This window comes from Pantoea allii, from assembly GCF_002307475.1.
GTDB classification, from domain to species: domain Bacteria; phylum Pseudomonadota; class Gammaproteobacteria; order Enterobacterales; family Enterobacteriaceae; genus Pantoea; species Pantoea allii.
Window position 1 is genome coordinate 156,050 of sequence record NZ_NTMH01000040.1, and the last position, 13,513, is coordinate 169,562.

The 13,513-nt window shown below is 51.1% G+C and carries 13 protein-coding genes and 1 pseudogene; 10 read left to right on the plus strand and 4 right to left on the minus strand.

Annotation, left to right across the window (positions count from 1 at the left end; translation table 11 throughout):
* Window positions 1-3 precede the first annotated feature (3 nt).
* Entirely contained in the window at window positions 4-1,539 is a 1,536-nt protein-coding gene (gene gsiB, locus CMR03_RS17775; protein WP_096012196.1) for a glutathione ABC transporter substrate-binding protein GsiB, read from the plus strand.
* Between the two features lie 14 nt (window positions 1,540-1,553).
* On the opposite strand, the gene CMR03_RS25275 is transcribed toward gsiB, so the two are convergent.
* Window positions 1,554-1,697, minus strand: coding sequence for a hypothetical protein (locus CMR03_RS25275; protein ID WP_167385758.1), 144 nt, complete (start codon window positions 1,695-1,697; stop codon window positions 1,554-1,556).
* Between CMR03_RS25275 and gsiC the strand changes: the two genes are divergently transcribed.
* Genes gsiC through CMR03_RS17790 form a run of 3 tightly spaced genes read left to right on the plus strand, consistent with a single transcriptional unit; the run spans window position 1,696 to window position 3,973 of the window.
* Window positions 1,696-2,622 carry a glutathione ABC transporter permease GsiC gene (gsiC, locus tag CMR03_RS17780; RefSeq protein ID WP_096012197.1) on the plus strand — a complete coding sequence of 309 codons (927 nt, stop codon included), beginning with the start codon at window positions 1,696-1,698 and terminating at the stop codon, window positions 2,620-2,622. The genes CMR03_RS25275 and gsiC overlap by 2 nt on opposite strands.
* A complete protein-coding gene (gene gsiD, locus CMR03_RS17785) occupies window positions 2,622-3,527 on the plus strand; it encodes a glutathione ABC transporter permease GsiD (RefSeq protein ID WP_063878900.1) in 906 nt (301 codons plus the stop codon). The genes gsiC and gsiD overlap by 1 nt, the downstream gene beginning before the upstream one ends.
* A complete protein-coding gene (locus CMR03_RS17790) occupies window positions 3,524-3,973 on the plus strand; it encodes a DUF4385 domain-containing protein (protein ID WP_063878901.1) in 450 nt (149 codons plus the stop codon). The genes gsiD and CMR03_RS17790 overlap by 4 nt, the downstream gene beginning before the upstream one ends.
* Here CMR03_RS17790 and rimO read toward each other — a convergent pair.
* Window positions 3,970-5,298, minus strand: coding sequence for a 30S ribosomal protein S12 methylthiotransferase RimO (gene rimO, locus CMR03_RS17795; protein ID WP_063878902.1), 1,329 nt, complete (start codon window positions 5,296-5,298; stop codon window positions 3,970-3,972). The two genes, CMR03_RS17790 and rimO, sit on opposite strands and share 4 nt — an antisense overlap.
* A 376-nt stretch (window positions 5,299-5,674) precedes the next feature.
* Here rimO and CMR03_RS17800 point away from each other — a divergent pair, with 376 nt between their 5' ends.
* Both CMR03_RS17800 and CMR03_RS17805 read left to right on the plus strand, forming a co-directional pair.
* The gene (locus tag CMR03_RS17800; protein ID WP_013025190.1) at window positions 5,675-6,310 is read left to right on the plus strand and encodes a carbonic anhydrase; all 636 of its coding nucleotides are present in this window, start codon (window positions 5,675-5,677) and stop codon (window positions 6,308-6,310) included.
* 187 nt (window positions 6,311-6,497) lie between these two features.
* Entirely contained in the window at window positions 6,498-7,634 is a 1,137-nt protein-coding gene (locus CMR03_RS17805; RefSeq protein ID WP_096012198.1) for a PQQ-dependent sugar dehydrogenase, read from the plus strand.
* Between the two features lies 1 nt (window position 7,635).
* Here the strand turns inward: CMR03_RS17805 and CMR03_RS17810 are convergent, their stop codons facing one another.
* The gene (locus CMR03_RS17810) at window positions 7,636-8,292 is read right to left on the minus strand and encodes an HAD family hydrolase (RefSeq protein ID WP_063878904.1); all 657 of its coding nucleotides are present in this window, start codon (window positions 8,290-8,292) and stop codon (window positions 7,636-7,638) included.
* A gap of 273 nt (window positions 8,293-8,565) precedes the next feature.
* On the opposite strand from CMR03_RS17810, the gene CMR03_RS17815 reads away from it, so the two are divergent.
* Together CMR03_RS17815 and CMR03_RS17820 are read left to right on the plus strand one after the other, a co-directional pair.
* The gene (locus tag CMR03_RS17815) at window positions 8,566-9,768 is read left to right on the plus strand and encodes a serine hydrolase (RefSeq protein WP_063878905.1); all 1,203 of its coding nucleotides are present in this window, start codon (window positions 8,566-8,568) and stop codon (window positions 9,766-9,768) included.
* Between the two features lies 1 nt (window position 9,769).
* A pseudogene (locus CMR03_RS17820) lies at window positions 9,770-10,220 on the plus strand (Rpn family recombination-promoting nuclease/putative transposase); the annotation flags it as partial.
* A 456-nt stretch (window positions 10,221-10,676) separates the two neighbouring features.
* Here CMR03_RS17820 and CMR03_RS25910 read toward each other — a convergent pair.
* The gene (locus CMR03_RS25910) at window positions 10,677-10,847 is read right to left on the minus strand and encodes a GNAT family N-acetyltransferase (protein WP_128604176.1); all 171 of its coding nucleotides are present in this window, start codon (window positions 10,845-10,847) and stop codon (window positions 10,677-10,679) included.
* A 307-nt stretch (window positions 10,848-11,154) separates the two neighbouring features.
* Between CMR03_RS25910 and CMR03_RS17825 the strand changes: the two genes are divergently transcribed.
* Window positions 11,155-11,940, plus strand: coding sequence for a class I SAM-dependent methyltransferase (locus tag CMR03_RS17825; protein ID WP_167385759.1), 786 nt, complete (start codon window positions 11,155-11,157; stop codon window positions 11,938-11,940).
* A 74-nt stretch (window positions 11,941-12,014) separates the two neighbouring features.
* Window positions 12,015-13,490 (plus strand): tryptophanase, encoded by a 1,476-nt coding sequence (locus CMR03_RS17830; protein WP_096012200.1) that lies wholly within the window; start codon window positions 12,015-12,017, stop codon window positions 13,488-13,490.
* The last annotated feature ends 23 nt before the right edge of the window (window positions 13,491-13,513 follow it).

The window sequence follows — 13,513 nt, forward strand, 5'->3', positions numbered from 1 at the left end:
ACAATGCAGATAACGATGCGTAAAGGGTTACTGGCTGCGGGCGTACTGAGCAGCGCAATGGCGTTACCCGCGTGGGCAGCACAGGATGCAGTGATTGCCGTTGCCTCTAATTTCACCACGCTTGATCCCTACGATGCCAATGACACCTTGTCACAGGCGGTAGCGAAATCCTTTTATCAGGGGCTGTTCGGCTTCGATAAAGATATGAAGCGCATCAATGTGCTGGCCGACAGCTACCAGGTGAGCGAAGACGGCCTGATCTATACGATTAAGCTGCATTCAGGCGTGCAGTTTCAGGACGGCACCGACTTTAATGCCGAGGCGGTTAAAGCCAACCTCGATCGCGCCAGCAATCCTGATAATCATCTAAAACGCTATAACCTGTTCAAATACATCGCCAGCACTGAAGCTGTCGATCCTACGACGGTGAAAATCACACTCAAGCAGCCTTTTTCAGCCTTTATTAACAACCTGGCGCACCCTGCCGCGGTGATGATCTCGCCTGCAGCGCTGAAAAAATATGGCAAAGACATTGGTTTCCATCCGGTGGGAACCGGGCCGTTTGAGCTTGTGACCTGGAACCAGACCGATTTTGTTAAGGTGAAAAAATGGGATGGCTACTGGAAAAAAGGCTATCCAAAACTCGACAGCATCACCTGGCGTCCGGTGGTGGATAACAATACCCGTGCGGCTATGTTGCAAACGGGCGAGGCGAACTTTGCCTTTCCTGTGCCTTATGAGCAGGCCAAACTGCTGGAGAAAAACAGCAAGCTTGATGTTGTCACCACGCCATCGATCATGCAGCGTTATATCAGCCTGAATGTGACGCAAAAACCGTTTGATAACCCCAAGGTGCGAGAAGCGCTGGAATACGCGATTAACCGTCAGGCATTAGTCAAAGTCGCGTTTGCCGGTTATGCCACCCCGGCCACCGGCGTGGTACCGCCGTCAATTGAGTACGCACAAACCTATCCACCCATTCCTTACGATCCCGCCAAAGCGAAAGCCTTGCTGAAAGAAGCGGGCTATCCGAACGGGTTCGACACCACGCTCTGGTCATCTCACAATCACAGTACAGCACAGAAAGTCCTGCAGTTTGTTCAGCAGCAGCTGGCGCAGGTGGGCGTTAAGGTGAAAGTGACGGCGATGGATGCGGGACAGCGTGCGGCGGAAGTGGAAGGCAAAGGTCAGAAAGAGAGCGGCGTACGCATGTTTTATACCGGCTGGTCAGCCTCTACAGGCGAGGCTGACTGGGCATTAACGCCGCTGTTTGCCACGGCTGCCTGGCCACCGGCGATCTTTAATACGGCCTTCTACAGCAACCCTAAAGTGGATAAAGATTTAGCGGATGCGCTGAAAACCACCGACAGCAAGCAAAAAGCCGAACGCTATAAAGATGCGCAGGATATTATCTGGAACGATCATCCGTGGATTCCACTGGTGGTGGAGCAGCTGGTTTCAGCCCACAGCAAAAACCTGAGTGGCTTTTATGTGATGCCGGATACGTCATTCAGTTTTGACGATGCCGAGCTGAAGTAATCCGGCGCGCCCGTTCAGGTTGTCGACAGCTGGGCGCTGCCCAAAGTTGGAACCTGAGCGGGTTTTTTGATGCCCGCTGTTTCAGTGCGTGCTGAAGCTGCGCTGACGATACCGGGCAGGTCAGCCACGACGGCTGGCTGCTGTGTAGGATGTGACATGTTTAACTATTTTCTTAAACGACTGTTGGGCCTGATTCCCACCCTGCTTATCGTGGCGGTGCTGGTGTTTATGTTTGTGCACTTGCTGCCAGGCGATCCGGCGCGCCTGATTGCGGGTCAGGACGCGGATGCCACGGTTGTGGCGCTGGTGCGACAGGAACTGGGACTGGATCAGCCGCTGCCGCTGCAGTTCTGGCATTTTATCGTGAATGCCCTGCAGGGGGATTTTGGTCAGTCGCTGGTGTCAAGACGGCCGGTATCAGAGGAGATTGCCGCGCGTTTTATGCCGACCCTGTGGCTGACATTAGTCAGCATGGTATGGGCGGTGATTCTGGGGATGGAGATTGGTATTGTTTCTGCGGTATGGCGCAATCGCTGGCCGGATCGCCTGGGAATGACGCTGGCCGTGTCGGGCATTTCCTTTCCGGCGTTTGCCTTGGGCATGTTGCTGATGCAGGTGTTTTCGGTGCAGTTGGGCTGGTTGCCCACGGTGGGTGCCGATAGCTGGCAGCACTATATTTTGCCGTCTGTTACCCTGGGTGCCGCGGTCGCCGCCGTGATGGCGCGCTTTACCCGCGCCTCGTTTGTTGAGGTGATGCAGGAAGATTACATGCGCACCGCGCGAGCCAAGGGAGTGCGTGAGTCGCGTGTGGTGATTAAACACGGGTTACGTAATGCCATGATTCCGGTTGTCACCATGATGGGCCTGCAGTTTGGTTTCCTGCTTGGCGGCTCGATTGTGGTCGAGGTGGTATTCAACTGGCCGGGGCTGGGTCGTCTGCTGGTGGATTCGGTGCAGATGCGCGACTATCCCGTTATTCAGGCGGAGGTACTGCTGTTTTCGCTGGAGTTTATCCTGATTAACCTGTTTGTCGATATGTTATATGCCGTCATTAACCCGGCGATTCGCTTTAAGGACACCTGATGAAAAACTGGCGACGGGAAGCGGCACTTAAAACGATGCCGCTGTTAAACGGCAACCGGGTAAGAACACCGTGGCGGGAATTCTGGCGGCGTTTTCGCCATCAACCCGTGGCATTGCTGGCTGGCGTCTTCGTGCTGGTGCTGATTGTGTTGGCCTTTACGGCTCCGGCTATTGCGCCGTTCGACGCAGAAAATTACTTTGACTATGACCGCCTGAACGACGGCCCTTCGCTTATGCACTGGTTTGGGGTGGATTCACTGGGGCGCGATATCTTTAGTCGTGTGTTGGTGGGCACCCGAATTTCGCTGATTGCCGGTTTTGTTTCCGTGGCGATAGGCGCGTTTATTGGCACCCTGGCGGGCCTGCTGGCGGGCTACTACGAAGGCTGGTGGGACAGGATAACCATGCGCGTATGCGATGTGCTGTTTGCCTTCCCCGGTATTCTGCTCGCCATTGCTGTGGTGGCCATTATGGGCACCGGTATCAGCAATGTGATTATCGCCGTGGCAATCTTCAGTATTCCGGCCTTTGCCCGTCTGGTGCGCGGCAATACATTGGTGTTGAAACATCAAACCTATATTGAGTCCGCACGAAGCATTGGTGCCTCCGACTGGACGATCATTCTGCGCCACCTGTTACCCGGCACGGTATCGTCCATTGTGGTGTATTTCACCATGCGCATCGGCACCTCGATTATCACGGCGGCGAGCCTGTCGTTTTTGGGGCTGGGCGCGCAGCCGCCGACACCCGAGTGGGGCGCGATGCTGAACGAAGCGCGAGCCGATATGGTGATCGCCCCTCACGTGGCGGTTTTTCCGGCGCTGGCGATTTTTTTCACTGTTTTAGCGTTTAATTTGCTTGGCGACGGGCTACGTGACGCACTTGATCCTAAACTCAAGACATGAAACCTTTTGATTACGAACAAGACTTCAGCACCATCGATTTTCGCAAACAGCCTGAACGTTATCAGGTTGGCCGCGGGGAGCAGGGCGTGCTCATGGTCCAGCCCTATAAAGACGAAATCTTACCGCACTGGCGTTTTCGCACCGTTGAGGTGGCGAAAGCGTCTGCAGAAGAAATCATGACGTTGTTCGAAGCCTATCGTCAGCAGGATGACTTTGTGGGGATGGACATGGCGCGCAAATTTATCCAGATGGGTTATACCCGCGCCCGTCGCTACAGCAACCACAAAGGCGGCCGTAAATACGCTGCGGATGGCAAGGAGCTGCCCCGAGGCAGGGACGAAGAAAAGGCCGCTGCGGCGGCCATTTTCAAAGCGTACTGGGACAGGTTACGTGCAGACGATGACTATCTGGCGCGCAAGAAAGCGCACCAGCAGAAGTACGGTTAAGCGCGGCTGGCCCACAAATCGTATTCGTCCGCGTGTTCAACCTTCACGCGCAGGACGTCGCCCGGCTTAACATTGCTTTCACCATTCAGGTAGACGGCGCCGTCGATTTCAGGCGCATCTGCCATGCTACGACCAATCGCGCCTTCTTCATCCACTTCATCAATGATGACCATAATTTCACGTCCCACTTTTTCCTGCAGGCGTTCGGCAGAGATCTGCTGCTGCAACTGCATAAAGCGGTCATAACGTGCTTGCTTAACGGCTTCATCGACCGGATCGGGCAGTTGGTTAGCCGTTGCGCCCTCAACCGGACTGTACTGGAAGCAACCAACGCGATCCAGACGGGCTTCTTTAATAAAGTCCAAAAGCATCTGGAAGTCTTCTTCGGTTTCACCGGGGAAGCCGACGATAAAGGTTGAGCGCAGCGTTAATTCAGGACAAATTTCACGCCAGCGCTTAATGCGCTCCAGCGTACGTTCTACCGCGCCAGGGCGTTTCATCAGCTTCAGGATGCGCGGGCTGGCATGCTGTAACGGGATATCCAGATACGGCAGAATTTTGCCTTCCGCCATCAGTGGAATGACGTCATCAACGTGCGGATAAGGGTAAACATAGTGCAGGCGAACCCAAACGCCGAGTTTCGCTAACTGCTCACACAGGCTCACCATGCTGGTCTTAACCGGCGCACCGTTCCAGAAGCCCGTACGGTGTTTCACATCCACCCCATAGGCAGAGGTATCCTGCGAAATCACCAGCAGTTCTTTGACGCCGGCTTCAACCAGGCGCTTCGCTTCATCCAGCACTTCACCAATGGCCCGGCTGTCGAGATCGCCACGCATTGAAGGGATGATGCAGAAGGTGCAGCGATGATTACAGCCTTCAGAAATTTTCAGGTAGGCGTAATGGCGCGGCGTCAGCTTCACGCCCTGTTCCGGCACCAGGCTCAGAAACGGGTTATGCTGCGGTTTTGGCACGTAGCGATGGACATGCGACAGCACTTGTTCATAGCTGTGTGGGCCGGTGATCTCCAGCACCTTTGGATGCACCTCACGAATCTGGTCGACTTTAGCGCCCAGACAGCCGGTCACAATGACCTTGCCGTTTTCGTTCAGGGCTTCACCGATCGCTTCCAGAGATTCCTGTACGGCGCTGTCGATAAATCCGCAGGTGTTGACGATAACGATTTCAGCATCGTCATAGCGTGGCACCACCTCATAGCCCTCGGTGCGCAGTTCCGTCAGGATGCGCTCGGAGTCGACAAGGTTTTTTGGGCAGCCAAGCGAGACAAATCCTACGCGCGGCGGCAGTGTATTCGTAGTGGACATAAGGTGGTTTCCGGTTCAGCACAGCAATGGCGCGCGATTTTACCTGTGTTGTGATGAAAATTGTAGCGTTATCTGTAAGGGATTGGTTAAGCGTAAAGTAACGCAAAAACCGGTAAAGGTCAGGCGCGGTTGCCGTTGACGAAACGGCAGAGCAGGCGGGCGGGGGGAAAGCACTAACTCACCGTTCTGTAAAAGAAATTCCAATAAACACCTAATAACTGGAGGGAATAAATATTTAACAATCCTGACTTTACTGGGGGCTTTTGCCCAGATTCTCGGTTGATATTTGCTTGTTTTCATTAATAATGAATCGCTTAACAAGTACTGAAGGCACCGTTTCTTCAGATCATGACGTGGATAATGTGAGAGCGAAATAATGAAAGAGATCATCAACGGGTTTCTGAGTTTTCAGCAGACAGTCTTTCCCGAAAGAAAAGCGCTTTTTAAAAGTCTGGCATCAAACCAGAATCCAAAAGCGCTGTTTATCTCTTGCTCAGACAGCCGTCTGGTGCCGGAACTGGTGACGCAGCAGGAACCTGGGCAGCTGTTCGTTATCCGCAATGCGGGCAACATTGTGCCCTCTTTTGGCCCGGAGCCGGGCGGTGTGTCAGCGACCATTGAGTACGCGGTCATGGCGCTGGGCGTTTCTGACATCATCATCTGTGGTCACTCCAACTGTGGCGCAATGAACGCCATCGCCTCCTGTGCCTGTATGGATTCGATGCCAGCCGTTGAGCACTGGCTGCGTTATGCCGATGCGGCAAAAGCGGTGGTTGAGCAGCGTGAATATGATTCGCCTGAGAAAAAACTCAACGAAATGGTGCAGGAAAACGTGATTGCCCAGCTAAACAACATGAAAACTCACCCGTCGGTATCGGTCGGGTTACGCCAGGGTAAGCTGCGGCTGCACGGCTGGGTGTACGATATTGAAAGCGGCACGATTCTGGCTCTGACGCCAGGCGGTAAAGAGTTTATCTCACTGGCGGAAAACCCGGACACCTGTTTCGAATAACCGCTTCCGCCCGCTATCTTACTGCGGGCGGTCTCTTCTCTTCACGATACCTTTTCGGTCGGCTTCTCCCGCGCCTGCCATTGCGCATCCTGCTGCCAACACCTTGTTTAATCTTTTGTAAATCCTTAACAGCATCCCCGACCCGCTGACTACGCTTAACAACACTGCACCCTGTGAGGAGAAGGCTATGTCTCGTGTTTCGATCCCGCTGTTATTCAGTGGCGCGCTACTCTTTTCCAGCCCGCTGTGGGCTGATGAACTCAAGGTTGAGGTGCTCCAGGATAAGCTGGATCATCCCTGGTCAGTGGCGTTTTTGCCGGATAATCAAACCCTGCTGATCACCGAACGATCCGGTCAGCTGCGCAGCTGGCGGCCAGACAGCGGCTTGTCCGAACCGATTCAGGGCGTGCCGAAGGTCTGGGCGCAGCGTCAGAGCGGACTGCTGGACGTGGTGCTGGCACCCGATTTTGCGCAGAGCCGCCGCGTCTGGCTCAGCTATACCGAAGCGGACAGCAACGGCAAGGCCGGCGCCGTGGTGGGCTACGGCAAACTCAGTAACGATAATCGCCAGTTAACCGATTTTCATGAGGTAATTCAGCAAACGCCGCGCCTCTCAAGCGGTAACAACATCGGGACCCGGCTGGCCTTTGATCGTCAGGGCTTTTTATGGATTGCCTTTGGCGACAACTTTGTCAGCAGCGCCGCACAGGACCTCGATAAACTTCAGGGCAAACTGCTGCGCCTGAACGCGGACGGCAGCGTGCCAAAAGATAATCCTTTCGTTGACAGGCAGGGCGCGCGGCCAGAAATGTGGGCCTATGGTCTGCGCAATCCGCAAGGGCTGGCGCTGAATCCCTGGACACAGACGATGTGGGAAAGTGAACACGGTCCGCGCGGTGGAGATGAGGTGAATATCATCCAGAAGGGCAAAAACTATGGCTGGCCGCTGGCCACCTACGGTATTGATTACAACGGCAGTAAGGTCCCGGAATCTAAAGGCACGCACGTTGAGGGCACGGAACAGCCCGCGTTTTACTGGAAAGTCTCACCGGCGATCAGTGGTATGGCCTTTTATAACAGCGCGCGTTTCCCGCAGTGGAAAAACTCCCTGTTTATCGGGGCGCTGAAAGAGAAGAACCTGATTCGGTTGCACATTAACGGCGAGAAAGTGGTGGAAGAGCAACGCTTACTGGACGGGCGAAATGAACGCATCCGCGATGTCCGCCAGGGGCCAGATGGCTATCTTTATGTCTTAACAGATGAAGCCGAGGGTAAATTGCTGAAGGTAGGGTTGAAGCAGGACGCCAGCGCGTCCCGCGGTTAAATTAGCGGACCCAGTGGCAGACCTGCCAGCCGCGTTTTTCGGCTTCCTGGCGCAGTGGCTCGGCCGGGTTTATCACGTGTGCATAATCGGCCTGCGCCAGCATGGGCAGGTCATTCATGGAGTCACTGTAGGCCCAGGTATGTGCGTACTGTTCCGCAGGGCGCTCAGCCTTCCATTCTTCCACCCGTTTCACTTTGCCCTGCTGAAACGTCATGGTGCCATAGGTATTGCCGCTGTAGCGCTCATCCACCACTTCCACGCCGATAGCCAGCGCGCCACAGGCACCAAGCTGGCTGGCAATCGGATTCACCAGATGCTCGCCGCTGGCGGAAATGACGATAATTCTGTCTCCGCGCGCCTGATGCCAGTCGAGACGCGCCCGCGCTTCAGGAAAGACGCGCGGCATAATATCGCGGTGAATAAAGCGCCGAACCCATCCTTCCACCGTCATCGTTGCCATCCCGGCTAAAGGGGAGAGGGTTTTACGCATATACTCGTCAATGGACAGCGTTCCGGCATAGTACTGACGCATTAATTCCTGTTCTTCATCAAGCAGGTCACTGGAGGCGAAGCCTTGTGAGACCAGCCAGCGCAGCCACAGGCCGGTACTGTCCTCGCTAATCAGCGTTTCATCCAGATCAAACAGGGCTAAATCCATAGGGGGTTCTCCTCGATTGAATAAAGTCAGGTTAACCCAGTTTTGTGACGGCCTTAACTTTTTGATTAAAAAATCAGAATTTAGCGCATTTTTATGTGCGACATTCGTGAGGGAAAATGGCACGCGCGCGGCGCTCAGACCAGGGTTAATCTACTAAAATCTATAAAACTTTACGATTAAGCGGTTTTTTTCATTGACGCCAGCGGGTAGCGTTCTCACAGAAGGTGTTAAGCCTTTGACTTTCGTTTTACAAAGGACAATCCGGCCAAGCCCATGACAAATACTTGCTTTTCATCTCCCCTGCGGCGCATCGCTGCGACCTCGTTGTTACTCATCGCGCCGATGGCTGTTTTTGCTGAACAGGCACCCGCCGCGCCTCAAATTGATGCCAGGGCCTGGATCTTAATTGACTACGCCAGCGGTAAAGTTCTGACAGAGTCGAATGCCGATCAGCGGCTCGATCCTGCCAGCCTGACAAAAATGATGACCAGCTATGTGGTCGGGCAGGCAATCAAATCCGGCAAAATTAAACCCGATGATATGGTGACGGTGGGGCAGGATGCCTGGGCTACCGGCAACCCCAAACTGCGCGGTTCTTCGCTGATGTTTCTTAAGCCCGGTGACCGCATTCCGGTGCATGAGCTGAACAAAGGCATTGTGATCCAGTCCGGGAACGATGCCTGCATCGCACTCGCGGACTATGTGGCTGGCAGTCAGGATTCCTTTATTGGCCTGATGAATAACTATGTCAACGCGCTTGGCCTGAAAAACACCCATTTTATGACGGTGCATGGCCTGGATGCCGAGGGGCAGTACAGTACCGCGCGCGACATGGCGCTGATTGGTCAGGCGTTGATTCGCGATGTGCCGGAAGAGTATGCCCTGAACAAGGAAAAAGAGTTTACCTTTAACAACATCCGTCAGATAAACCGTAACCGTCTGCTCTGGAGCAGCAATCTGAAGGTGGACGGTATCAAAACCGGTCACACCTCAGGTGCCGGTAATAATCTGGTGGCCTCCGCCACCGAAGGCGATATGCGGCTGATCTCGGTTGTTTTGGGAACCGCCAGCGATGCCATTCGCTTCCGCGAGAGTGAAAAATTACTGACGTGGGGTTTCCGCTTTTTTGAAACCGTGACCCCAATTAAAGCGGATGCCCCTTTTGCCCAGCAGCGCGTCTGGTTTGGCGAACAGAATCAGGTCAATCTTGGCGTGGAAAAAGACGCGGCACTGACCATTCCTAAAGGGCAGATGAAAAACCTGAAAGCCAGCTACAGCCTGACATCGCCGCAGCTAGAGGCGCCGTTGAAGAAAAACCAGGTGGTCGGCACCATTGATTTTCAACTGGACGGCAAAACGATTGAACAGCGTCCGCTGGTGGTGCTGCAGGATGTGCCGGAAGGCGGCTTCTTTAACCGTATCATTGATTTTGTGATGATGAAGTTTAACGGCTGGTTCGGGAAGTGGTTCAGCTAACGCAGGTGATGGTTACGTCCACCTGCTCATTGCGCATCAGTCGTCACTCGATAAACACAGGGCATTTCGCCTCATCATATGCGGTGGCCGCCATGCAGAGGCATCTTGAATCTGGACATAAGAAACTGCCATTGATGATATCTGTGCTGTTCTGTACCGGTAAATCCGTATTCCACCCGATGGCTGGGTGAGTTTTACGGACCTGCTCTGGCAGCAAAACGCTACAGCAGTGCTTTCCTGCTGATTGTTGTTATACCGTCATTCCGGATCATGCAATCGCAGAACACTGCAGTAGGGCTGCACTGACATGGCTGTAAAAACATCTTCATCAGCGGGGCCTGGCAGAACGGGTTGACCGGCTGGCGCCTGTTGCGCTGGCCGGGCATCTGTCTTCATCGCAGGTGATATCGCCAGTACACTCCATAGTGCAGCCAGTCGGAACATCCGACGCTGCATTTTCAATCTCCATATCTTCTGTTTCATACCCGGATGAAAGTCCGCCGGTCAGATTGTGGAAAGACGTTCGACGTGCTCAGTACGAGCCCTGATAAACGGCCAGTACAGCACCATTGACAAAATCGCTAAGCTCGCGCGATCACGGCGAAAATCTTACAACCTCATTTCAGGGCCCTGTCCTTTTTCTGGGGCAAGTGTACATTAATGCAGTTGATGCTTATGAATGGGTTATGTTGCGTAGAGCAACGGCTATACATGCAACCGCCTGCACCTGTGTAAATCATCACGCTGGAAATAACCCACTGTGTGAATAAATGCCATATTAAGTTAGTAATAAAATACAAACAATTATATGCAAGTTGCTTATCAAGTGCGTATACATGAATAATATAAATTTAAATGATAATTTATTGATGTTGATCAATATTTATGCTCGATTTAATTTTTTCAAACTAAAAATAGTGATCGCTATATAAGGTGTTATATCGTTGCCGCCAACAAACTGTGTTAGCAAAAGTGAGTAAATAACTACCTGTTCCCTGCCTGCGATAGCTATTTCTCACATAGCAGCAACAAATTTCTGCAATTCCAGATAAAGTATAACCATCACGTAACTCAATCATTCTAACGTCATATTGACATGCTGATAACGTAGCAATTAACGCCTGTTTTTCGCTCGGCACTCAAAGCAACACTTTGCTTTCACTTATTTTATATTTAATAAATAAAAATAATTTATATTGGTAACAGGTGATATTGGTTTTAAAGAGCAGATTTGGGATGTTAATCACGAAATAAAGAAAAGTAGGTTCTTTAACTTTATTATCCAAAAAAACTTAACTAGCATTTAAAACTGTAATCGATACCACTAACAGCAACGCATATGAATCGCAGATAATATCCTGAGGCAGATTTTATATGGACGAAAATATGAAAGGAAACTACGGTCAGCATGTTTTTCGGCAGGATAATCTTAAGGAGATGCATCGCCTTGAGTTGGTTTCAAAAACCTATGATTTTCTAACCAAAAAGCAGCTTTCAAAAATAACTACCCGTCCGGGAATGCGATGCCTCGATATAGGTTCAGGAAGCGGGAGTATAGTTAAATGGATGGCCGAACAACCAAACGTTAGCGAGGTTGTCGCTGTTGATCATTTGGTTGATTTACTTGAAGAGAAATTTATTCTCTCTGATAAAGTAAAAGTAATCCAGCATGATATTAACGAGGTCATGGATATCGAAAAATTTGATATCATTAATGTCAGGTTTGTATTGATGCATTTGCGCGAGCGGAAGCGAATTTTAAAAGAGATATACGAATTGTTAAAGCCCGGAGGCTGGCTCGTTGTTTCTGATATTGTCGCCCCTGCAGCAGATCCGGAAGAGCAAGCATTCCATCAACTTATGTCCGTAATGTGGAGAGTCTTAATCGACTCAATTGGAACCGATGTTAACTGGTCCAAAAGCCTTAAGTCTCAATTTAAATCGTCAGGAATAGTCAATATTCAAGAAGAAGTATTCTTTCCCCCGATAAGTCGCAACACGCCAATGAGTGAGTTCTGGTATTTAACATTAAATGATTTGAGAAACCATATCCTTCAGGGAAGCAGTCTGGAAGAGCGTGTTTTTGATGAGGTTTTAACTAAGTTAAAAAATGGAGAGTTCATCACGCTCTCACCCGGAATGCTCACCTGTATTGGCCAACGTCGTTTCTAGTTTAAATACTGAATCATGGCTTTGCATTTTAGATGAATTTAATTTGTCTGCTTAACTTAATGGAATAATAAGCAATGAAAATAACAGATGAAGAGATGTTGTTCCCCAGCGATATCCCATATGACAAAGTCCCGCCCTGGAGAGTCAAAGTTGTTGAATATGTTACTCCAACGACCCGAGTTCAGCGCAAAGAACTTATTAAGCAATTCAACTGGTCGGTACCAAATCTGCCTGCTGAGTATGTGTATGTGAATATGTGTACCGATTCGGGTACGAATGCGATGAGCGATCGCCAGTGGTCTGCCATGATGTTGGCGGATGAGTCGTATTTCAACTCAAAGAGCTGGTATCCTCTGCAGGATGTATTGCAAAAATTTACAGGTATGGATTTTGTTATGCCCTGCCATCAGGGACGCTCTGGTGAGGCAATAATTTACGAGGCCTTTGTGAAAAAAGGCGATCTTGTACCCTCAAACTGTCATTTCACAACTACCCGCGCCCATTGCTATTACCAGGAAGCCGAGCCGGTAGATTTAACCTGCCCTGAATATTTCGATGAGAATAATTCTTCATGGTTTAAAGGTAATATCGATACAGAAAAAATGAAAGCCCTTTTTATTGAGCACGGTGAGCGCATTGGCCTGGTTGAGCTTGTGGTGCCAAATAACTTGTGTGCAGGGCAACCTGTCTCGATGCAAAATATAAGAGAAGTCAGGGATATCATCGATAAGTACAAAAAAAGAGATGTTTTGCTATGTCTTGACTCTGCCCGAATATCAGAAAATGCCTGGATAATAAAGAAACATGAGCAGGGTTATGGGCATAAAAGCTGTAAGGAAATTGTACGTGAAATGATGTCTTACGCCGATATCGCCCATATGAGCGCGAAGAAAGCAGGGCTCGTTAATACGGGGGGATTCATCTCATTAAGAAATAAGACGGACTGTCAACGTTTGCAGCCAAAGCTCATACGTATTGATGGGTTCATGACTTATGGCGGCATGGCAGGACGCGATCTCGAAGCCCTGGCTGTTGGGCTGGTAGAAGGCGTCAATGATTATTATCTGGAGGATAAACAAAGGCAGTGTGACCTGTTTGCCAATGCGTGCAGGACCAGAGGTGTCGCGACGTATAATCCAGCATGTACGCTGGGCGTATGGATAATGGCGGAGCATTGCCTGCCGCATATACGAAAAGAAAATGGGCCGGGTACGGCATTGTGTGTACAGGCCTTTATTGAAGGCGGTGTCGGCTTTACCTCTATGGACTCGCTGCATCGGGGGCGTGAAGACAGTAAAGATCCGACTAATACACAAAAAATACAGCTGGCGCCTTATGAATTAATTCGCTGCGCCTTTCCCAGAAGGGTTTATACCGATGCGCATTATGAGTGGTGCGCTGAATCACTCTACAAAGCGATGTGCTGGGGAGAGAAAATTCCGCCCTATGTTCGTCAAAAAATGAGTGATATCAGACCCGCTTTAGATCCTAAGGATATCGGTCTACGGGCTTTCTTCGATGAGTATGAACCCCTGTTTGATCATCCTTAATATCCCTTTTTTAATCGGAGAAT

Coding starts and splice junctions, on each gene's coding strand:
- gsiB (WP_096012196.1), top strand. CDS start 4: ATGCAGATAACGATGCGTAAAGGGTTACTGGCTGCGGGCGTACTGAGC.
- gsiC (WP_096012197.1), top strand. CDS start 1,696: ATGTTTAACTATTTTCTTAAACGACTGTTGGGCCTGATTCCCACCCTG.
- CMR03_RS25275 (WP_167385758.1), bottom strand. CDS start 1,697: ATGTCACATCCTACACAGCAGCCAGCCGTCGTGGCTGACCTGCCCGGT.
- gsiD (WP_063878900.1), top strand. CDS start 2,622: ATGAAAAACTGGCGACGGGAAGCGGCACTTAAAACGATGCCGCTGTTA.
- CMR03_RS17790 (WP_063878901.1), top strand. CDS start 3,524: ATGAAACCTTTTGATTACGAACAAGACTTCAGCACCATCGATTTTCGC.
- rimO (WP_063878902.1), bottom strand. CDS start 5,298: ATGTCCACTACGAATACACTGCCGCCGCGCGTAGGATTTGTCTCGCTT.
- CMR03_RS17800 (WP_013025190.1), top strand. CDS start 5,675: ATGAAAGAGATCATCAACGGGTTTCTGAGTTTTCAGCAGACAGTCTTT.
- CMR03_RS17805 (WP_096012198.1), top strand. CDS start 6,498: ATGTCTCGTGTTTCGATCCCGCTGTTATTCAGTGGCGCGCTACTCTTT.
- CMR03_RS17810 (WP_063878904.1), bottom strand. CDS start 8,292: ATGGATTTAGCCCTGTTTGATCTGGATGAAACGCTGATTAGCGAGGAC.
- CMR03_RS17815 (WP_063878905.1), top strand. CDS start 8,566: ATGACAAATACTTGCTTTTCATCTCCCCTGCGGCGCATCGCTGCGACC.
- CMR03_RS25910 (WP_128604176.1), bottom strand. CDS start 10,847: ATGATTGAGTTACGTGATGGTTATACTTTATCTGGAATTGCAGAAATT.
- CMR03_RS17825 (WP_167385759.1), top strand. CDS start 11,155: ATGAAAGGAAACTACGGTCAGCATGTTTTTCGGCAGGATAATCTTAAG.
- CMR03_RS17830 (WP_096012200.1), top strand. CDS start 12,015: ATGAAAATAACAGATGAAGAGATGTTGTTCCCCAGCGATATCCCATAT.